The organism is Streptomyces sp. NPDC001903 (assembly GCF_042891345.1).
GTDB lineage: Bacteria > Actinomycetota > Actinomycetes > Streptomycetales > Streptomycetaceae > Streptomyces.
Map to the genome: position 1 here is coordinate 82721 of NZ_JBIASZ010000016.1, position 19993 is coordinate 102713.

20 protein-coding genes are annotated in these 19993 nt (G+C 71.2%); 7 read left to right on the plus strand and 13 right to left on the minus strand.

Features of this window, described 5'->3' with window-relative positions; genetic code table 11:
* Positions 1–31: 31 nt before the first annotated feature.
* The 3 genes from ACFYZS_RS29995 (at position 32) to ACFYZS_RS30005 (ending at position 1858) form a co-directional block, all read left to right on the plus strand.
* A complete protein-coding gene (locus ACFYZS_RS29995; RefSeq protein WP_389019202.1) occupies positions 32–253 on the plus strand; it encodes a hypothetical protein in 222 nt (73 codons plus the stop codon).
* Positions 254–315: 62 nt separating this feature from the next.
* Positions 316–1560 (plus strand): TerD family protein, encoded by a 1245-nt coding sequence (locus ACFYZS_RS30000; protein WP_389019206.1) that lies wholly within the window; start codon positions 316–318, stop codon positions 1558–1560.
* A gap of 112 nt (positions 1561–1672) precedes the next feature.
* Positions 1673–1858 carry a hypothetical protein gene (locus ACFYZS_RS30005; RefSeq protein ID WP_389019209.1) on the plus strand — a complete coding sequence of 62 codons (186 nt, stop codon included), beginning with the start codon at positions 1673–1675 and terminating at the stop codon, positions 1856–1858.
* 39 nt (positions 1859–1897) lie between these two features.
* Here ACFYZS_RS30005 and ACFYZS_RS30010 read toward each other — a convergent pair whose 3' ends face one another.
* Together ACFYZS_RS30010 and ACFYZS_RS30015 are read right to left on the minus strand one after the other, a co-directional pair.
* Entirely contained in the window at positions 1898–3337 is a 1440-nt protein-coding gene (locus ACFYZS_RS30010) for an alkaline phosphatase PhoX (protein WP_389019212.1), read from the minus strand.
* 224 nt (positions 3338–3561) lie between these two features.
* Positions 3562–5070, minus strand: coding sequence for a hypothetical protein (locus ACFYZS_RS30015; RefSeq protein ID WP_389019214.1), 1509 nt, complete (start codon positions 5068–5070; stop codon positions 3562–3564).
* Positions 5071–5444: 374 nt separating this feature from the next.
* Here ACFYZS_RS30015 and ACFYZS_RS30020 point away from each other — a divergent pair, with 374 nt between their 5' ends.
* The 3 genes from ACFYZS_RS30020 to ACFYZS_RS30030 all read left to right on the plus strand — a co-directional run bounded on the left by ACFYZS_RS30020 (position 5445) and on the right by ACFYZS_RS30030 (position 8208).
* Positions 5445–7286: an endonuclease/exonuclease/phosphatase family protein gene (locus ACFYZS_RS30020; RefSeq protein WP_389019498.1), complete on the plus strand. Its 1842-nt coding sequence runs from the start codon at positions 5445–5447 to the stop codon at positions 7284–7286.
* 71 nt (positions 7287–7357) lie between these two features.
* Positions 7358–7831: a GNAT family N-acetyltransferase gene (locus ACFYZS_RS30025; RefSeq protein ID WP_389019216.1), complete on the plus strand. Its 474-nt coding sequence runs from the start codon at positions 7358–7360 to the stop codon at positions 7829–7831.
* Positions 7832–7953: 122 nt separating this feature from the next.
* Positions 7954–8208, plus strand: a complete 255-nt coding sequence (locus ACFYZS_RS30030; RefSeq protein WP_389019219.1) for a hypothetical protein — start codon at positions 7954–7956, stop codon at positions 8206–8208.
* Positions 8209–8337: 129 nt separating this feature from the next.
* Here ACFYZS_RS30030 and dapD read toward each other — a convergent pair whose 3' ends face one another.
* Both dapD and ACFYZS_RS30040 read right to left on the minus strand, forming a co-directional pair.
* Positions 8338–9318, minus strand: coding sequence for a 2,3,4,5-tetrahydropyridine-2,6-dicarboxylate N-succinyltransferase (dapD, locus tag ACFYZS_RS30035; protein WP_389019221.1), 981 nt, complete (start codon positions 9316–9318; stop codon positions 8338–8340).
* 9 nt (positions 9319–9327) lie between these two features.
* On the minus strand, positions 9328–10602 hold the full coding sequence (locus ACFYZS_RS30040; protein ID WP_389019224.1) for an MFS transporter: 1275 nt from the start codon (positions 10600–10602) through the stop codon (positions 9328–9330).
* Between the two features lie 85 nt (positions 10603–10687).
* Between ACFYZS_RS30040 and ACFYZS_RS30045 the strand changes: the two genes are divergently transcribed.
* Positions 10688–11563: a winged helix-turn-helix transcriptional regulator gene (locus ACFYZS_RS30045; RefSeq protein WP_389019227.1), complete on the plus strand. Its 876-nt coding sequence runs from the start codon at positions 10688–10690 to the stop codon at positions 11561–11563.
* A gap of 54 nt (positions 11564–11617) precedes the next feature.
* Here ACFYZS_RS30045 and ACFYZS_RS30050 read toward each other — a convergent pair whose 3' ends face one another.
* The 9 genes from ACFYZS_RS30050 to ACFYZS_RS30090 form a co-directional block, all read right to left on the minus strand.
* A complete protein-coding gene (locus tag ACFYZS_RS30050; protein WP_389019230.1) occupies positions 11618–12988 on the minus strand; it encodes a DUF3616 domain-containing protein in 1371 nt (456 codons plus the stop codon).
* Positions 12989–13198: 210 nt separating this feature from the next.
* Complete coding sequence (locus ACFYZS_RS30055; RefSeq protein WP_030160393.1) at positions 13199–13546, minus strand: metal-sulfur cluster assembly factor; 348 nt, start codon at positions 13544–13546, stop codon at positions 13199–13201.
* Positions 13543–14004, minus strand: a complete 462-nt coding sequence (sufU, locus tag ACFYZS_RS30060) for a Fe-S cluster assembly sulfur transfer protein SufU (RefSeq protein ID WP_030292254.1) — start codon at positions 14002–14004, stop codon at positions 13543–13545. The genes ACFYZS_RS30055 and sufU overlap by 4 nt, the downstream gene beginning before the upstream one ends.
* 22 nt (positions 14005–14026) lie before the next feature.
* A complete protein-coding gene (locus ACFYZS_RS30065) occupies positions 14027–15283 on the minus strand; it encodes a cysteine desulfurase (RefSeq protein WP_030858993.1) in 1257 nt (418 codons plus the stop codon).
* The gene (gene sufC / locus ACFYZS_RS30070; RefSeq protein ID WP_048476703.1) at positions 15280–16044 is read right to left on the minus strand and encodes a Fe-S cluster assembly ATPase SufC; all 765 of its coding nucleotides are present in this window, start codon (positions 16042–16044) and stop codon (positions 15280–15282) included. The genes ACFYZS_RS30065 and sufC overlap by 4 nt, the downstream gene beginning before the upstream one ends.
* Positions 16045–16051: 7 nt before the next feature.
* Positions 16052–16369: a bifunctional 3-phenylpropionate/cinnamic acid dioxygenase ferredoxin subunit gene (locus ACFYZS_RS30075; protein WP_030858990.1), complete on the minus strand. Its 318-nt coding sequence runs from the start codon at positions 16367–16369 to the stop codon at positions 16052–16054.
* The gene (gene sufD, locus ACFYZS_RS30080; protein ID WP_389019234.1) at positions 16369–17547 is read right to left on the minus strand and encodes a Fe-S cluster assembly protein SufD; all 1179 of its coding nucleotides are present in this window, start codon (positions 17545–17547) and stop codon (positions 16369–16371) included. The genes ACFYZS_RS30075 and sufD overlap by 1 nt, the downstream gene beginning before the upstream one ends.
* Before the next feature lie 77 nt (positions 17548–17624).
* Positions 17625–19040, minus strand: a complete 1416-nt coding sequence (gene sufB, locus ACFYZS_RS30085; protein WP_376009596.1) for a Fe-S cluster assembly protein SufB — start codon at positions 19038–19040, stop codon at positions 17625–17627.
* Complete coding sequence (locus ACFYZS_RS30090) at positions 19037–19780, minus strand: metalloregulator ArsR/SmtB family transcription factor (RefSeq protein ID WP_030160379.1); 744 nt, start codon at positions 19778–19780, stop codon at positions 19037–19039. Before ACFYZS_RS30090 ends, sufB begins: the two co-directional genes overlap by 4 nt.
* Positions 19781–19993: the final 213 nt, after the last annotated feature.

A 19993-nucleotide genomic window follows, 5' to 3' on the forward strand; every position in this document is an offset into this window, starting at 1 on the left:
GCCCCCGCGCCGCGGGGGCAGGCTGCCGGTCATGCCGAGACCTCACGGATTCACGTACGAACAGCGCGCCGACGGGAGCGTGGTCATCACCCACCAGGGGCGCTCCGCGAGCACCCTGCGCGGCGGCCGGGCCGAGAAGTTCCTCGCCGAGGTGGGGTCCGGCGACGAGCAGCTCGTGATGGCCCGCTGGACGGGGGCGTACAAGTTCGGCAACGAGCGCACGGCGAAGAACCACCCCCGCAACAGGCGCTGAAATCCGCCACGAGGGTAAGGGAACGGCAAAGCACCTCCGGTCGTTCTCCGGGCATGACCGCTATGACCCCAGGTTCCAACCTGCCGCTCAACACCGTCCGCGTGACGGTGGACGTGGCTGCCCCGGTGCGGCTCGACGTGTCGGGACTGCTCCTCGCGGCGGACGGCAAGGTGCGCTCCGACGCCGACTTCATCTTCTACAACCAGCCGTCCGGGCCCGGTGTCAGCTACCGGTCCGGCGGCGGTGCGGCGCCGGATTCGATCACCGTGGACACGGGCGCCCTGCCGCCGGGCATCGAGCGGATCGTGGTCACGGCCAGCCCCGACGCCGCGGGCCAGACCTTCCAGGGCATCGAGCCCACCGCCACCGTGCGGCACGCCGAGACCGGCGCGGTGATCGCCACCTTCACCCCGCCGCAGCTGGGCACCGAGACGGCGCTCGTGGTCGTCGAGGTCTACCAGCGCGGCGGCGTGTGGAAGGTGCGCGCGGTCGGCCAGGGGTACGCGAACGGCCTCGCCGGCATCGCCACCGACTTCGGGGTCTCCGTGGACGAGGAGCCCGCCGCGCCGCCCGCGGCCGCCCCGCAGGCCCCGGCCGCGCCCTCCGCTTCGTCCTGGCCGAGCGCCCCGGCGGCGCCTGCTCCCCCCGCGCCCCCGGCGGCCCCGTCGTTCCCCGCGGCCCCGCAGGCCGCCCCGCCCGCCGCCGCGCCGCAGGCCGCCGCCGGCACCGGGAAGATCAACCTCGACAAGGGCCGGGTCAGCCTCCAGAAGAACCAGACCGTGTCCCTGGTCAAGAACGGCCGCCCGCTGCTCTCCCAGGTGAAGATGGGCCTGGGCTGGGAGCCGGCGTTCCGCGGCCGGGACATCGACCTCGACGCCTCCGTCATCGCGTACGGCCCGCAGCGCAACCACATCGACAGCTGCTACTTCGGCAAGCTGTCCATCCTGGGCGGCGCCGTCAAGCACTCGGGGGACAACCTCACCGGCGAGGGCGCCGGGGACGACGAGGTGATCGTCGTGGACCTCGGGCGGCTGCCCGCCGAGGCCACGGGCCTCGTCTTCACGGTCAACTCCTTCTCCGGCCAGAAGTTCACCGAGGTCGCCAAGGCGTACTGCCGCCTGATCGACGCGGCGAGCGGGGAGGAGCTGGTGCGCTTCGACCTCACCAGTGCCGAACCGCAGACCGGGGTCATGATGGCCAAACTGATTCGCCAGTTCTCGGGCGAATGGGAGATGACGGCCATCGGAGAGTTTGTGAAGTCGCGCACAGTGCGCGGGATGGTCAAGCCCGGCTCCCAAGCACTCTGAGCAGGTGGGCGGGCACATGGAGCGACGGGGGCCGTCGACCGCCGCACCGAGGTGACGGATTCCACCCTTAATAGGTGGGTGACTGTCAGTGCCCGCCCGTAGCCTTGAAAGCATGTACAGCACACTCCGGCCCGCGGGTCCCGCCCGCCCGTCCGCCGCAGAGGCGAACGAGGCGATACGGCACCTCGTCGAGACCCGGGTGGACGACGAGTGGCCCTCCGAAGCGTACGAGTTCCTTCTGGAGGAATGGGCCGCCGCCAGCCGCGCCGATGTCGCCGAGGTCGCCGCCGCCCAGTGAAGGGGCGGCGGCGCAGCCGTCGATCGGTGAAACCGGGCGTCAGTGCGCGCGGCGCCAGGGGCCGGTGATGGCCAGCATGATGCCCGGGTCCTGGATGTTGGCGTACAGCGTGCGCCCGTCCGGCGAGAAGCAGACACCGGTGAACTCGGAGTACTCCGGCTCCTGAGCCGTCCCCATGTTCAGCTCGTTGCGCGCCAACGGATAGGTGCGCCCCGACTCGGTCGCGCCGAACAGGTGCTGCAGGCCGCTGCCGTCCTCCGCGATGACCAGACCGCCGTACGGCGAGACCGTGATGTTGTCGGGGCCGTCGTAGGAGCCGTCCTTGGCCGGGTCTGCGTTCACCCCGAGCACCACCGTCAGCCGGATCGTGCGCCGCTTCGGGTCGTAGAACCACACCTGGCCGTCGTGGGCCGCGCCCGGGCTCTCCTCACGGGCGTACGAGGAGACGAAGTACGTGCCCCCGTCGGCCCACCACATGCCCTCCAGCTTGCGGGCGCGGGTCACCGCACCCTCCCCGAACTGCTTGCGCACCGACACGGTCCGCGCGTCGCGGTCCGGGACGGTCACCCAGTCGACCCCGTAGACGGTGCCGATCTTCGTCGCGCGCGAGAGGTCGTCGACGAACCGGCCCGCGCTGTCGAAGCACTTGGCGGCGGCGAGCACGCCCGCGTCGGCGGCGAGGGTGCGGAGCTTGCCGCGCCCGTGCCGGAAGCCGCTCGGCGGGGTCCAGCGGTAGAGCAGCCCGTTGGGGCCGGAGGCGTCCTCGGTCAGGTAGGCGTGGCCGTGGCGCGGGTCGATGACCACGGCCTCGTGGGCGTACCGGCCGAAGGCCTTGACCGGCTTCGGGTCGCGGTTGGCGCGCCGGTCGTGCGGGTCGACCTCGAACACGTACCCGTGGTCCTTGGTCATGCCGTTCTTGCCGGCGAGGTCCTCGGTCTCCTCGCAGGTCAGCCAGGTGTCCCAGGGGGTGGCGCCGCCCGCGCAGTTGGTGGACGTACCGGCGACGCCCACCCATTCGGCGACCTCGCCGCCGCGCCGGACCTCGACGACCGTGCATCCGCCGGCCGCGCCCGGGTCGTAGACGAGGCCCTCGGTGAGCGGGACGGGGTGCGCCCAGTCCGTCCGCTTGCCCTTGAGCTCGTGGTTGTTGACGAGGAGGGTGACCCCGCGGTGGCCCTCGAAGGCGGCCGTGCCGTCGTGGTTGGAGGGGGTGGACTCGCCCGAGTCGAGGGTGGTGACCCCGCTGTGGGTGATCACGCGGTAGCTGAACCCGGCGGGGAGGGCGAGCAGTCCGGCCGGGTCCGCGAGGAGCGGGCCGTAGCCGGGCTCGCAGGGACGGCCGTGCTCGTCGCGGCCGGTGCTGTCGTCCGCCGCCAGCGCTCCCGGGGCGGTGGCGAGTGCGCCGACCGTCCCGGTGAGCGCGACTCCCGCGCCGGCGATGACGGTGCGGGCGGTGAAGTCTCTACGGCTGAGCGGCATCGGGTCTCCAGGGGTGGGGAGGTGGTGCGCCTGTCGTGCGGTCGTCGGCGCACACGCTCCCGCCCGCACGTGAACGGCGGCTGAACTACCCTCGACGCGGAGCCGACCCCTTGCCGGTGGCCGCAATGGCCGACTCCCGCTCAGGAACGGCGCGTTCCGGCCGCCGTACCACCCCGCGTACCACCCCGCCCCGGCCGCCGCTTCAGCCCCGGGGACCCGCCCCGTCAGGCCCGGCGCGAGCGGGCCTTGAAGGCGGCCTTGCGGGCCTCCTTGGCGGCCTTCCTGTCCGGATGCATCCGGCCCATCGTCTCCAGCACGTACGTCGTCGCCGGGTGGTCCACCCGCCACACCTGGTCGAAGAAGCCCGTGTGGTGCTCGGTCAGCGACCGCATCAGCAGCGGCAGTTCCTCCGTCTCCCCGTCCGCCGCGAGCTGCGCCGCGATCGTGTCGACGGTCAGCCAGAACACCATGGCCTCGTCCGGCGCCGGTACGTCGGCCACCCCGCGCTCGGAGAGCCAGACCCGGGCCAGCCCGCCGAGCTCCGCGTCGTCCAGCACCGCGCGGACCGCCTGCTCGGCCTCCGGACCGGCCGGGGCGAGGGCCTGCTGGCAGCGCAGCCGGCGCAGCGGGCCGCCCTCGTCGGAGCCGCGGGCCGCGGCCAGCAGTTCGGCGACCGCGCCCTGCAGTTCGCGGCCGGCCAGCCACTGCTCGATCTCGGCCTGGGCCGCGCCCTCGGGGTATCCGGCGACCGCGTCGAGCAGGGCGTCGGCGCCCTTGTCGGCCAGTTCGCCGACGGCGGGGGCGGTGACCCCGGCCTCCAGCAGGCGGGCGCGGATCCCGTACATGCCGAGCGGGGTCAGCCGCACCAGGCCGTACCGGGAGACGTCCTCGTCGTCGACTCCGCCGGAGCCCGCACCGGCGCCCGGAGCGCCGGCCGAGCCGGCCGCGGCGAACTCCTCGTCGTCCGCCTCCGCCATCAGCGCCTCGTCCACGGGCCGGAACTCGACGAGCCCGATCGGCTCCAGCTGCCGGAACTGGTCGTCGAGGCGCATCATCGCGTCCGAGACCTGCTCCAGCACGGCGTCGGTCGGCTCGCCCATGTCCTCGGGGACGACCATCGAGGCGGCGAGCACCGGCAGCGGAATCGGCCCGTCCGCAGCGCCGCGCCCGGAGGCGGTGAGCAGGTACAGGTTGGCGAGGACCCCGTCGAGGAAGTCCGCCTCGCGGCCCGGGTTCCAGTCCAGCCGGTCGAAGTCGATCTCGCCGCCCGCGTCCAGCGCGTCGACGAGGTCGTCCAGATCGGGCACGGCCGCGTCCGCGAGGACCGTGTCCAGGGCCGCCAGCCACAGGTCGAGCACCTCGCCGGGCGTGCCGCCGGTGACCAGGGCCAGGTCCTCGCCGGGTACGGCGGTGCCGGACTCCTCGTCGCCGTCCTCGTCGCCGTCGCCGGGGTCGGCCACGTCGACGAGGCCGGTGTCCACGGCCACCCGCCAGGCCTGGCTCGCGAGCACCGGCCCTTCCTCGTCGGCGGGGTCGAGGCCGAGCACGGCGGCGGCCTCGGGCAGCTGCGCGGCGGCGAGTTCGCCGCCGATCTCCACGCGGGTGTGCGGTCCGGCCCAGCGGGCGAGCCGTACGGCGCGGGCGAACAGCGGGGCGCCGAGGGCGTCGCGGGCCAGTTCCGCATCGGAGGGCAGCCGTACCGGCGGCAGCGTGGGGTGCGGCTCTGCGGACATGGGACGGTCTCCTCGCGAACGCTGTGGGGCGATGGGGCACGGCCCCGCGGGACGGTGGTTCGGCTGCCCCGGGGCTGGTCCGGGGCGCTGGTCCGGCCGCCGCGGGACGGCCGTCCGGCGCACCAGCGTAGACGCATATCGGGCGCTCCCGGGGGGCCATCTCCTTTGGTTCATCCCACAGTCAGCTTCCGTATCCCCTGGAGACCTTGACAACTTCCCTGGTCACACAGGAAATTGACGCGCGTAGATCTATGGGGAACCTCCGGGATTCCTGCGGATCTCCCGCGGCCCGGCCGCGGAGCGCCGCACAAATCCCGCCAAAAACACGCAACACCCCTTTCGCTTTCGCCTTCCACACACCGGAGTTCTTGACCATGCGCTCCTCGCATCCCCGTTCCGCCGCCGTCTCGGCACTCGTCGCCACCGCCCTGGCCACCGGCCTGCTCGCGGGCACCGCCGACGCCGCCGAAGGCGCCGCGTCCGCCGAGCCGATACGCATCCACGACATCCAGGGCACCACCCGCATATCGCCGCTCAACGGCAAGCAGGTCGCCGATGTCGCCGGCATCGTGACGGGCGTGCGCACGTACGGCTCGCGCGGCTTCTGGATGCAGGACCCGGACGCCGACGACAACGACGCGACCAGCGAGGGCGTCTTCGTCTTCACCAGCTCCGCCCCGACCGTCGCCGTCGGCGACGCGGTCAAGGTCTCCGGCGTGGTCGGCGAGTACATCCCCGGCGGCGTCTCCTCCGGCAACCAGTCGGTCACCCAGATCTCCAAGCCCGCCGTGACCGTGGTCTCCTCGGGCAACGCGCTGCCCGAGGCCACCGCGATCAACGAGTACAACGTGCCCGCCGAGTACGCCCCGACGGGCGACCCGGCCGCCGCCGGCAGCATCAACGGCCTGACCCTGGAGCCCTCGCGCTACGCCCTGGACTTCTACGAGTCCCTCGAGGGCATGAACGTGAAGATCGGCACCTCGCGCGTGGTCGGCGCCACCGACCCGTACTCGGAGCTGTGGGTCACGGTGAAGGGCTGGGAGAACACCGCCAAGCGCGGCGGCACGCTCTACGGCTCGTACGAGTCCCAGAACACCGGCCGCCTGCAGATCCAGCAGCTGGCGCCGATCGCCCAGCAGCCCTTCCCGGTGGCCAACGTCGGCGACAAGCTGACCGGCACCACCGAGGGCCCGCTCGACTTCAACCAGTTCGGCGGCTACACCCTGGTGGCCCGCACCCTCGGCACGGTCAAGGCGGGCACCCTCGCCCCCGAGAAGACCAAGGCGCAGGCGGCGAACGAGCTCGCGGTGGCCACGTACAACGTGGAGAACCTCGACCCGAGCGACCCGCAGGAGAAGTTCGACAACCTGGCGAAGGCCGTCGTCACGAACCTCGCCTCGCCCGACATCCTCGCCCTGGAGGAGATCCAGGACGACAACGGCGCCAAGAAGGACGAGACCGTCTCCGCCGAGGAGACCATCAAGAAGTTCACCGCGGCCATCGTGGCGGCCGGGGGCCCGGCGTACCAGTGGCGCACCGTCAACCCGGAGAACAACAAGGACGGTGGCGAGCCCGGCGGCAACATCCGCCAGGTGTTCCTGTTCAACCCGGCCCGCGTCTCCTTCACGGACCGCGCGGCGGGCGACGCGCTGACCCCGACCGGTGTGACGCAGGTGGACGGCAAGGCCGCCCTGACCCACTCCCCCGGCCGGATCGACCCCGCGAACCCGGCGTGGGCCGACAGCCGCAAGCCGCTGGCCGGCGAGTTCGTCTTCAAGGGCAAGACGGTCTTCGTGATCGCCAACCACTTCGGCTCCAAGGGCGGCGACGAGGGCCTGACCTCGGTCCACCAGCCGCCGGTGCGCTCCTCGGAGGCCAAGCGGCTGCTCCAGGCGCAGGCCGTGAACGGCTTCGTCAAGCAGCTCCTGGCGGCGGACAAGCACGCGAACGTCCTCGCCGTCGGCGACATCAACGACTTCGAGTTCTCGGCGACCGCGCAGGCGCTGGAGGACGGCGGGGCGCTGTACTCGGCGATCAAGTCGCTGCCGAAGGCGGAGCGCTACTCGTACGTGTACCAGGGCAACGCGCAGGTGCTGGACCAGATCCTGACCAGCCCGGCGATCAAGAACTTCACGTACGACAGCGTGCACATCAACGCGGAGTTCTCGGCGCAGAACAGCGACCACGACCCGCAGGTGCTGCGCTTCCGCCCGTAACGGCGGCGCGCCACTGACCGGCAGGGCCCCCGGACGCCGTTCCGCCCGGGGGCCCTGCGACACTTCCGGCCATGATCTTCCGCACTGCCACCCGTGAGGACCTGCCCGTCGTACTGGCCCTGTTGGCGGACGCCGGCGAGGAGCGGGCCGAGGTCGGCGAGGCGCACGAGCGGGCCTTCGCCGCGATCGAGGAGGACGCCCGCAACGAGATGCTGGTCCTCTGCGAGCCCGGGGCGGCCGGCGCGGTGGTCGGCTGCCTCCAGCTGACGTACGTCCCGGGCCTCGGCCAGGGCGGGCGGGAGCGGGCGCTGGTGGAGGCGGTACGGATCCGGCCGGACCGGCGGGGCGACGGGCTCGGCGCGGAGCTGATGCGGCTGGCGGTGGAGCGGGCGCGCGGGCGCGGTTGCGGTCTCGTCCAGCTGACCAGCAACAAGCGGCGGGCGGAGGCCCACCGGTTCTACGAACGGCTGGGCTTCGCGCGCAGCCACGAGGGCTTCAAGCTGAGCCTGGCGGCGCACCGGGCGGGGGCGCCGCAGGACACGTAGGGAGAAGTCGGGACTTTCGCCCCTGGCGTGATGCTCGCCACATCACCACCCATTCGCCCCGGGTTGTGGTGTTGAGTGGCCCCACGCTCGACCATGTCCCCCCGTATCCCCCGGAGGACCGCGTGTTCCCCTCCATCTCCCTCGCCCAGGAAATCGGCCTGGCCGTCCTGCTCGTGGCCGCTCTCGTGTGGGTGCTCGGCCTCGGGCACATGCTGTGGGACTCCCGCTTCCGGCAGCCGGAGCCCGGCGCGTACGAGGGCGTCGCGGTCATCCCGGCGCAGCGCAGCGCCGCCGCGCACCCGATGGAGTCGGTCGAACTGACCGAGGCGGAGGAAGAGGCCTTCGCGGGCCTGATCCGCACCATCGCCCTCCACTGACCCCCGCGTCCCCCCGCGCTCGGGGCGGGAGGACGCTTCCGGGACCAGGAGAAGAACACGACGCCCTCGCCGCCCCCTTCCGGGGAGACGAGGGCGTCGCGGCTGTTCCGGGACGGCTGCGGCCCGGGATCAGTTGTGGGAGTGCAGGACCTCGTTCAGGCCGCCCCAGACCGCGTTGTTCGGGCGGGCCTCGACCGTTCCCGTGACCGAGTTGCGGCGGAAGAGGATGTTGCCGGCGCCCGAGAGCTCCAGGGCCTTGACGATCTGGCCGTCCGGGAGGGTGACGCGGGTGCCCGCGGTCACGTACAGGCCGGCCTCGACGATGCACTCGTCGCCCAGCGCGATGCCCACGCCGGCCTCGGCGCCGATCAGGCAGCGCTCGCCGATCGAGATGATCTGCTTGCCGCCGCCCGAGAGGGTGCCCATCGTCGACGCGCCGCCGCCGATGTCGGAGCCGTCGCCGACCACGACGCCGGCCGAGATGCGGCCCTCGATCATCGAGGTGCCGAGGGTGCCGGCGTTGAAGTTGACGAAGCCCTCGTGCATGACGGTGGTGCCCTCGGCGAGGTGCGCGCCCAGGCGGACCCGGTCCGCGTCGGCGATGCGCACGCCCTTGGGGGCGACGTAGTCCGTCATCCGCGGGAACTTGTCGATCGAGGTGACCTGGAGGTACAGGCCCTCGGCGCGCGCGTTCAGCCGTACGGCCTCCACCTGGTCCACGGCGACCGGGCCCAGCGAGGTCCAGGCGACGTTGGCCAGCAGGCCGAAGACGCCGTCCAGGCTCTGGCCGTGCGGCTTGACCAGGCGGTGGCTGAGCAGGTGCAGGCGCAGGTACGCGTCGTGCGCGTCGAGCGGCTTGTCCTCCAGGGAGGAGATCACGGTGCGGACGGCTACGACCTCGACGTCGCGGACCGCGTCCAGGCGGATCGCCTTGGCCGCGGCGGCGCCCAGCAGCTGCACGGCCTGATCGGCGGTGAGGCGCTCGGTGCCGGCCGGCCCGGGCTCGGCGACCAGCTCGGGGGCGGGGAACCAGGTGTCGAGGACGGTGCCGTCGGAGGCGATGGTGGCAAGTCCGGCGGCGACGGCGCCGGTGGTACGCGTAGCAGTCATGCCCGAAACCTAACCGGCGACGGCCCGAGGTTGCGAACCGGTCTCATGTGCCGGTCGCGCCGCGTGTCGCTCCCCGTCCGGCGCGGCGCTCCGCCCTTCCCGCCGCGCCGCCCACAGCACCGCGCCGCCCGCGCCCGCCGCCAGCGCCGCGCACAGCGGCCACAGCAGCCCGGGCGCGGCCGCGTAGAGGGCTCCGCCGAGCGGCGGCCCGAGGACGACCCCGCTGACCGAGACCCCCGCGTACAGGCTCTGGAACCGCCCGATGGCGTGCTCGGGCGCCTGGTCGGCGACGTACGCGGTCGCAGTGGTCTTGTACAGGATCTCGCCGAGGCTGAGCAGCACCATCATCGCCACGGCGGCGGCGACCCCCACCCCGGTGAGCAGCGCCGCGTACCCGGCCCCGACGAGCACGATGCCGGTGCCGATGACGGGCAGCGGCGGGCGGGCGCGCAGCGCGACGGCGGCCGGGAGCTCCAGCAGCAGGATGACGCCCCCGTTGAGGGCGATGACGAAGCCGAAGGCGCGGATGTCGAGCCCGTGGTCGGCGAGGTACACGGGGAAGGCCGAGTACTGCTGGCGGTAGACGAGGTCGGTCACCAGGATCGCCCCGAGCAGGACGAGTACGGCGGGCCTGGCCCGCAGCTCCTCCCACACGCCTCGGCCCAGACCCCCGTCCGGGGCCGCGGCGGCAGGGCGGGAGGCGCTGCGGGAGGCCCCGCGGGCCGGGACGACCCGCGCGGTCCAGAGGGCGAAGAACAGGGTGCCGAGGCCGTCGGCGACGAAGAGCCAGTCGTACGAGAGCCCGGTCGCGAGCAGGGCCCCCAGCGGCGGGCCGAGGGTGAAGCCTCCGTTGGAGACGCAGCGTACGACGGCGAAGGCCTGCCGCCGGGCCCCCTCGGGGACGGTGACGGCGACCAGCGCGGAGTTCGCCGCCCGGACCACGCCGGAGGCGTACTGGGCCAGCGGCAGGGCCGCGTAGAGCCCGGCGGTGGACAGCAGCGGGAAGGACATCAGGGCGAGGCCGCCGGCGGTGGAGGCGGCGAGCAGCACGCGGCGGTGGCCGAAGCGGTCCCCGTACCAGCCGCCGGTGAAGTTCCCGGCGACGAGGCCGATGCCGCCGATGCCGGTGACCAGGCCCGCCTGGGCGGCGCCGAGGCCGCGCGGGCCGGTCAGGTACAGGAAGACGAAGACGAAGGTGAAGCTGACGACGGCGTTGACGAACACCCCGGCCGCCAGCAGCCACACCACGCGCGGCACGTCCTTGAAGCCTTGCGCCATTGCCATGTCCGCCCCCGAACCCTGGTTAGTTCCCTTTGGGAACGGACTATGTCAGCATGACAGCCTTGGGTCAACGGACAAAGGAGTGCCCATGGCCCAGCGCACGCACCTCGACGACGCGGACTGCGCCATCGCCCAGGCCCTCGACGTGGTGGGCGACTGGTGGACGCTGCTGATCGTGCGCGACGCCGCACGCGGCGTGCACCGCTTCGACGCGTTCCAGCGCGAGCTGGGGGTGTCCCGGAAGGTGCTGGCCGAGCGGCTGAAACTGCTGGTCGAAGCCGGGGTGCTGACGCGCGAGCCGTACCAGGAGCGCCCGGTGCGGCACGAATACCGGCTGACCCCGCGCGGGCGGGGGCTGCTGCCGGTCCTGGTGGCCCTCCAGGACTGGGGAGACACCTGGGTCCTGGGGGAAGGCGAGATGACGGCGACGACGGAGGAGTCCTCGCGGGAGGCCGAACGGGTGCACGCGCTGCGCGGCACGCGGCTGCCGGAGCTGGTGCTGCCGGACCGCTTCGGGGAGGTGCGGGATCCGGTGGCGGACACGCCGTTCACGGTCCTGTACTGCTTCCCCGGCGCGTACGCCCGGGCCGAGTCCTACCCGCCGGGGTGGGCGGGGATCCCCGGGGCCAGGGGCTGCACGTTCGAGTCGTGCACGTACCGGGACCAGCTGGCGGAGTTCGCGGCGGCCGGGGCGACGGTGCACGGGGTGTCGACCCAGCGGCCCGACGAGCAGCGGGAGTTCGCGGAGGCGGAGGGGCTGCGGTTCCCGCTGCTCTCGGACGCCGAGCTGTCGCTGACGGCGGCGCTGCGGTTGCCGACCTTCCGGGCGGCGGGGGTGAGCCGGCTGAAGCGGCTGACCCTGGTGGTGGACCGGGAGCGCGTGGTGCGCGAGGTGTTCTATCCGATCCGGGACATCGAAGCCGGCGTCGCGGCGGCGCTGAGCGCCGTCCGCGACGCCGGCTGACCCGGGGGGCCGGGCCTTCAGGGCCGGCCCTTCGGGACCGGACCCTCGGGAGCGTCAGTTCAGGGTGAACCAGGCCGCGCGGGACTTCTTCCATTCCGGGTGCGTCAGGTCCTTGGCCTCGGTGCCGTCCCCGTACAGGTCGGCCGAGCCGCTGTCCGTGATCAGCTGGACCCGCGCGCCCGCCGCCGACAGGTCGGGTACGTCCACGATGGCCTCCCAGCCGCCCGGGTCCGTCGTCGGCAGGTCGGCCCGCTTGACCGGGGCGTGGCCGGCGACGCCGTCCCACTGGTAGAGGGCGTACGGGTCCGAGTTGTCGTCCGCGGCCCAGGAGCCGGCCAGGATCAGGTACTGGTTCGCCGCGTTCTTGCGGATGTCGCGGATCGCGAGGCCGCCGAGGTCGAGCTCGATGCCCGCCCCGAAGGTGGCCTTGGCGCCGCTGGAGAGCACCTTGTCGAAGTTGGTCACCGGCACGACCAGCGCCTTGCCGCCCGGTACCGCCGGCGCCAGCGGGGCCCGGAAGCCCAGGTAGGCGGTGGTCGTCGAGCCCGGAGCGAACTCCAGGCCCTCCACGTTGAAGCCGTCGATCTGCTTGGGCGCCTCGCCGGCGGCCGTGCCGGCCGCGAAGCCGTAGCGGTTCCCGTTCGCGGTGTCCCAGGCCACCAGGTCGTCGCGGAGCTTCTTGTACGAGCGCCCGTACGCGAGCTGCGTCGCGGAGCCGGAGCCGCTCACCGTGGTGGTGAACACCGTGTTCCGGGGCGCCTTGTACTCACCGTCCTTGTTGTTGCCGAGCGAGCCGGTCCAGTAGATGGTGTTCCCGATCAGGGTCGCCCCCTCGATGTCCACCTCCTTGGTGACGCCGAGCTGCGAGCTGAAGTCCCAGGTGCGGACCGGGGCCGCCGAGCGGGAACGGTCGTACAGGCGCAGCACGTTGCTCTCGTCGTCGGCGACGACCGTGTAGCCGCCGCCGACGTCCACGGCGGCCGAGGAGTCGGAGGCGCCGGTGAAGTAGCGGGCGTCGGCCGGGTTCTGCACGGCGGCGGAGGCCGCGTACGACAGGGTCTTGGTGGCGCTCTTGCCGCCCAGCCCCGTCACCTTGACCGTGAGGTTGGTGTAGCCGCGGCCGCGGGCGGCGACGGCCAGCTGGCGCACCGCCCCGGTCCCGGTGACGGTCACGTCGCCGGTCCCCGCGACCGAGGACTTGCTCGACGCTGAGGCGCTGACCGTCAGCGCGGACGCGTCGGCGCCGCTCTGCCCCACGGTCACGCCGACCACCGGGTCTCCGTACGCGCCGACGGCGCCGGACAGGTACGAGGCGGACAGGCTGATCGTCGGCGTCCCGTACGTCACGGCCTGTGCGGGCACGACCGTGACCGTGCCGGCGACGACCAGCGCCGCGATCCCTGCGATACCAAGCTGCTTCTTCATCGGTGTCCCGTCCCCAGGAGTCGAGCCGGGCGCGAACCACGTCACGCCGTGACGGCCGTCGAGCAGGTTCGGCCACCGTGGCCAACATCCGGTGCACGTCAATCGTCCGCCGGACGAACACGGAGGGCCTCCCGGGAGCTCCCGGAAGCTCCCCGGAGCACGCGAAGGGCCCCCGGCGCGGTGCCGGGGGCCCTTCGTGAAGCGGGTGGCTCAGACGTTGAAGCCGAGCGCGCGCAGCTGCTCGCGGCCGTCGTCCGTGATCTTGTCCGGGCCCCACGGCGGCATCCAGACCCAGTTGATCCGGAGCTCGCTCACGATGCCGTCCGTCGCCGACTTCGCCTGGTCCTCGATGACGTCCGTCAGCGGGCAGGCCGCCGAGGTCAGCGTCATGTCGAGGGTGGCGATGTTCGCGTCGTCGATGTGGATGCCGTAGATCAGGCCCAGGTTGACGACGTCGATGCCCAGCTCGGGGTCGACCACGTCGTAGAGGGCCTCGCGGACCTCTTCCTCGGTGGCCGGCTTGATCGACGCCTCGGCGGGCGTCGCGTTCTCGGTCATGCCGTCTTCCTCTCCGCGTCGCCCAGTGCTTGGGCGGTCGCGTCCTTCCAGGCCATCCAGCTCAGCAGAGCACACTTCACGCGAGCCGGGTACTTGGAGACGCCGACGAACGCGACCGCGTCCTCCAGCACCTCCTCCATGGCCTCGTCGGGCTCGATCTTGCCCTTCGACTGCATCATCTCCAGGAAAACGCCCTGGATCTTCTGCGCCTCGGCCAGCTCCTTGCCGACGAGCAGCTCGTTCAGCACGGACGCGCTGGCCTGGCTGATGGAGCAGCCCTGGCCCTCGTACGAGACGTCGGTGAGCGTCTCGCCGTCGTACTTCACGCGCAGCGTGATCTCGTCGCCGCACGTCGGGTTGACGTGGTGCACCTCGGCATCGCCGTCGCGCAGGCCACGCCCGTGCGGGTGCTTGTAGTGGTCCAGGATCAGTTCCTGGTACATCGAATCCAGCTTCACTGCGTCGTCCTCGTCGCCCTCGTCAGCCGAAGAAGTTCCGTACGTGCTCCAGCCCGTCGATCAGCGCGTCGACGTCGGCCGGAGAGGAGTACAGGTAGAAAGACGCTCGCGTGGTCGCGGGAATTCCGTAGCGCAGGCAGACCGGGCGCGCGCAGTGGTGTCCCACGCGGACCGCGATGCCCTGCTCGTCCAGGACCTGGCCCACGTCGTGGGGGTGGATGTCACCGAGCGTGAAGGAGATCGCGGCGCCGCGGTCCTCGGCCGTGGTGGGGCCGATGATCCGCAGGTCGGGGACCTCCAGGAGGCGCTTCACCGCGTACTCGGTGATCGCGTGCTCATGCGCGGCGATCTTGTCCATGCCGATCGCGGTGAGGTAGTCCACGGCCGCGCCGAGGCCGACGGCCTGGGCGATCGGGGGCGTACCCGCCTCGAACTTGTGGGGCGCCGGGGCGTAGGTCGAGGCGTGCATCGACACGGTCTCGATCATCTCGCCGCCGCCGAGGAACGGAGGCAGGTCCTCCAGGAGCTCCTGGCGGCCCCAGAGCACGCCGATGCCGGTCGGGCCGCACATCTTGTGGCCGGTGAAGGCCACGAAGTCGGCGCCGAGCGCCTGCACGTCCAGCGGCATGTGCGGAGCGGCCTGCGAGGCGTCGATCAGCACCAGCGCGCCGACCTCCTGCGCGCGCCGGACGATCGCCTCGACCGGGTTGATCGTGCCCATGATGTTGGAGACCAGCGTGAAGGAGACGATCTTCGTCTTCTCCGTGATGACCTCTTCGATGTTGGACAGGTCGAGCCGGCCGTCGTCGGTGAGGCCGAACCACTTCAGCTTCGCACCGGTGCGCTGCGAGAGCAGCTGCCACGGGACGATGTTGGAGTGGTGCTCCATCTCCGTGATGGCGATCTCGGTCTCGCGGTCGACCCGGTAGGGCTCGTCCGCCCAGCCGAGCATGTTCGCGACCAGGTTGAGCGACTCCGAGGCGTTCTTGGTGAAGATCACCTCGTCGCGGCTCGGCGCGTTGATGAAGGCGGCGACCTTGTCGCGAGCGCCCTCGTACAGCGCCGTGGCCTCCTCGGCGAGCACGTGCACGCCGCGGTGGACGTTGGCGTTGTGCTGCTCGTAGTACTCGTTCAGCGCGTCGAGCACCTGGCGCGGCTTCTGCGAAGTCGCCGCGTTGTCCAGATAAACGATCTTCTTCCCGTCGTGGACCACACGATCCAGAAGGGGGAAGTCCTTGCGGATCGCCTCGATGTCGAGGAGGCCAGGCAGCTGTGTCACGCGGTTGCGCCACCCTTCACGTACTTGTCGTAGCCCTCGGCCTCCAGCTGGTCCGCCAGCTCGGCGCCACCGGACTCGGCGATGCGGCCGTTCGCGAACACGTGAACGAAGTCGGGCTTGATGTAGCGCAGGATGCGCGTGTAGTGGGTGATCAGCAGGGTGCCGACCTCACCGGTCTCGCGGACGCGGTTGACGCCCTCGGAGACGATGCGCAGGGCGTCGACGTCGAGGCCGGAGTCGGTCTCGTCGAGGATCGCGATCTTCGGCTTGAGGAGCTCCAGCTGGAGGATCTCGTGGCGCTTCTTCTCACCGCCGGAGAAGCCCTCGTTGACGTTGCGCTCGGCGAAGGCCGGGTCCATCTGGAGCTGCTCCATCGCGGACTTGACCTCCTTCACCCAGGTGCGCAGCTTGGGGGCCTCGCCGCGGATGGCGGTGGCGGAGGTGCGCAGGAAGTTGGAGACCGAGACGCCGGGGACCTCGACCGGGTACTGCATGGCGAGGAAGACGCCGGCGCGGGCGCGCTCGTCGACGGACATCTCCAGGACGTCTTCGCCGTCGAGGGTCACGGTGCCACCGGTGATGGTGTACTTCGGGTGACCGGCGAGCGAGTACGCCAGCGTGGACTTGCCGGAGCCGTTCGGACCCATGATGGCGTGCGTCTCGCCGGCCTTGACGGTGAGGTCGACACCCTTGAGGATCTCGCGGGCGCCGTTCTCGGCCTCGACGGAGACGTGCAGGTCGTGGATTTCAAGCGTTGCCATGGATACCTCAGGACTCCTGGGTGAGGGAGACGAGCACGTCGCCCCCTTCGATCTTTACGGGGTATACGGGAACCGGGCGGGTCGCGGGCAGACCGGACGGCTTGCCGGTGCGCAGGTCGAACGAGGACCCGTGCAGCCAGCACTCGATCATGCAGTCCTCGACCTCGCCCTCCGAGAGCGAGACGTTCGCGTGCGAGCAGATGTCGTTGATCGCGAACACCTCCCCCTCGGTGGAGACGATGGACACCGGCGTGCCGTCGAGTTCCACCCGCTTCGGGGTGTTCTCCTCCAGCTCGCTCAGCGCGCAGGCCTTGACGTAGGTCATCAGACGGACGCCTCGAGCTCGGTCTCGATCTTGGCGAGCAGGCGCTCCTCGATGTCGTCGACACCGATCTGCTGGACGAGCTCGGCGAAGAAGCCGCGCACGACCAGGCGCCGGGCCTCGTCGGCCGGGATGCCGCGGGCCTGGAGGTAGAAGAGCTGCTCGTCGTCGAAACGGCCGGTCGCGGAGGCGTGGCCGGCGCCGACGATCTCGCCGGTCTCGATCTCCAGGTTCGGCACCGAGTCGACCCGCGCGCCGTCCGTCAGGACGAGGTTGCGGTTCATCTCGTAGGTGTCGGTGCCCTCGGCGCTCTTCTCGATGAGGACGTCGCCGATCCAGACGGCGTGGGCGCCCTCGCCCTGCAGCGCGCCCTTGTAGACCACGTGCGACTTGCAGTGCGGGGCGTCGTGCGTGACCAGGAGGCGGTGCTCCTGGTGCTGGTCGGCGTCCGTGAAGTACAGGCCGAGGAGCTCGGCCTCGCCGCCGGGGCCCGCGTAGCTGATCCGCGGGTGCAGGCGTACAAGGTCGCCGCCGAAGGTGACCACGATCGACTTGAAGCTCGCGTCGCGGCCGATCAGCGCGTTGTGCTGGGAGCAGTGGACGGCGGTGTCGTCCCAGTCCTGCACGGAGACGACGGTGAGCTTGGCTCCGTCGCCGACGAGGAAGTCGACGTTGGCGGCGCGCACGCCGTCACCGGTGTGGTCGATGACGATGACGGCCTCGGCGAAGGCCTGTACGTCGAAGACGGTGTGGCCGAAGGTCGTGCCGCCCTCGCCGTGCAGCGAGACGCGCACCGGCTCGGTCAGGACGGCCTCCTTGGGCACGGTGACGACCGTGGCCTTGGCGAAGGACGAGAACGCCTGGGCGGCGATCCGGTCCACGGGGGTGCCGGCCTTGCCGATGCGCGCGTCGCCGCGCTCCACCGACTCGACGGTGACGCCCTCGGGCGCGTCGATCTGGGCCTTCATCGTGCCGTCTGCGACCGCGGTGCCGTCGTGCAGACCACGCAGGCGCGCCAGCGGGGTGAACCGCCACTCCTCCTCGCGGCCGTGGGGGACGGGGAAGTCCGCCACGTCGAAGGACGGGGGTGCGCTCATCCGGGTGGCGACGGTGGACTCGGCGGCCACCGCGATCGCGCCGGCCGTGGTCGAACCGGCCGGAATGTTCTGAGCCTCAGCCATGGCTGTCGTCTTGCTCGCTCTCTTAAAAGAACACGGTCTACGTCAAAGAATTGCTGCGGATCCGGGGCGGTCGGCGATCAGCCGACCGAGCCCTCCATCTGCAGCTCGATCAGCCGGTTGAGCTCCAGCGCGTACTCCATGGGCAGCTCGCGCGCGATCGGCTCGACGAACCCGCGCACGATCATGGCCATGGCCTCGAACTCGGTCATGCCGCGGCTCATCAGGTAGAAGAGCTGGTCGTCCGAGACCTTGGAGACGGTCGCCTCGTGGCCCATGGAGACGTCGTCCTCGCGGACGTCCACGTACGGGTACGTGTCCGAGCGGGAGATCGTGTCGACCAGGAGCGCGTCGCAGAGCACGTTCGACTTGGAGCCGTGGGCGCCCTCGCCGATCTCGACCAGACCGCGGTACGAGGTGCGGCCGCCGCCTCGCGCCACCGACTTGGAGACGATGTTCGAGGAGGTGTTCGGCGCCATGTGGACCATCTTGGAGCCGGCGTCCTGGTGCTGGCCCTCGCCCGCGAAGGCGATGGAGAGGGTCTCGCCCTTGGCGTGCTCGCCCATCAGGTAGACGGCCGGGTACTTCATGGTGACCTTGGAACCGATGTTGCCGTCGATCCACTCCATGGTCGCGCCCTCGTACGCCACGGCGCGCTTGGTGACCAGGTTGTAGACGTTGTTCGACCAGTTCTGGATCGTCGTGTAGCGGCAGCGGCCGCCCTTCTTCACGATGATCTCGACCACGGCGCTGTGCAGCGAGTCCGAGGAGTAGATCGGGGCGGTGCAGCCCTCGACGTAGTGGACGTAGGCGTCCTCGTCGACGATGATCAGCGTCCGCTCGAACTGGCCCATGTTCTCCGTGTTGATGCGGAAGTAGGCCTGGAGCGGGATGTCGACCTTGACGCCCTTGGGCACGTAGATGAACGAGCCGCCCGACCACACGGCGGTGTTCAGCGACGCGAACTTGTTGTCGCCGACCGGGATGACCGTGCCGAAGTACTCCTGGAAGAGCTCCGGGTGCTCCTTGAGCGCGGTGTCCGTGTCGAGGAAGATGACGCCCTGCTCCTCCAGGTCCTCGCGGATCTGGTGGTAGACGACCTCGGACTCGTACTGGGCCGCGACACCGGCGACGAGGCGCTGCTTCTCCGCCTCCGGGATGCCGAGCTTGTCGTACGTGTTCTTGATGTCCTCGGGCAGGTCCTCCCACGAAGCGGCCTGCTTCTCGGTGGAGCGCACGAAGTACTTGATGTTGTCGAAGTCGATGCCGGAGAGGTCGGAGCCCCAGGTCGGCATGGGCTTCTTGTCGAAGAGCTTCAGGCCCTTGAGGCGGAGCTTCAGCATCCACTCGGGCTCGTTCTTCTTCGCCGAGATGTCGCGGACGACGTCCTCCGACAGGCCTCGCTTGGCAGCCGAGCCGGCCGCGTCGGAGTCGGCCCAGCCGTACTCGTAGTTGCCCAGACCCTCAAGCTCAGGGTGAGCAGTCTCCGTGGTCATGCGGGGTTCCTCCCGGCCGTGCTGGCAGATGCTGATGTGTCGTTCTGTGTGGTGCCCGCGCCTCGCGGGATGAAAGTGGTGCACACCCCGTCGCCGTGGGCGATCGTGGCGAGGCGCTGCACATGCGTCCCGAGCAGGCGGGAGAAGACCTCGGTCTCCGCCTCGCAGAGCTGCGGGAACTGCTCGGCGACATGGGCGACCGGGCAGTGGTGCTGGCAGAGCTGTTCACCGCTGTGCGGACCGGGAGCGCTCTTCGCCGTAGCAGCGTACCCGTCCGCGGTCAACGCCTTGGCAAGGGCCTCGGTGCGTTCCGCGGGGGCGGCGGCGTCCAGGCTTTCCCGGTAGGTCTCGGCCTGTGCGTCCATCCGCGCCCTGGCGAAGGCGGCGACGGCCGCCTCTCCCTGCTCGCCTCCGCCGGCGGCCTGCGCGATCCAGCGCAGTGCGTCGGCGGCGAGCGAGTCGTAGGACTGGTCGAACGCGTCGCGGCCGCAGTCGGTCAGCGCGAACACCTTGGCGGGCCGGCCCCGGGTGCGCGCACCGTAGACGCGCTGCTCACGGGGTTCGACCACGTCGTCGGCGACGAGCGTGTCGAGGTGGCGGCGGACGGCGGCCTGGGTGAGGCCGAGACGCGCTGCGAGGTCGGCGACGGTCGAGGGACCGTGGTCCAGGATCGACCGCGCGACCCGGTTGCGGGTTGACCGCTCCCCGGTAGCGAGTTCCCCCTGGGGGGTCTCGATCATCCGTTCGCCGTATTTCACAACGCCATTGTTGCGTAATTAGTCGAGCCCCGACAAGCCGTGACCGAGGCCACTCCTGGTGGCCTCTATCACTAAGGGTTACCTAATTTGTCTACGCAGAGTTAACCGGAAGGGAATGATCCGCGATCCCGCAGGGCCCCTCGGATGGACCAGTACACCGCTCCCACCAGCCATCCTCCGCCGACGACGGTTCCG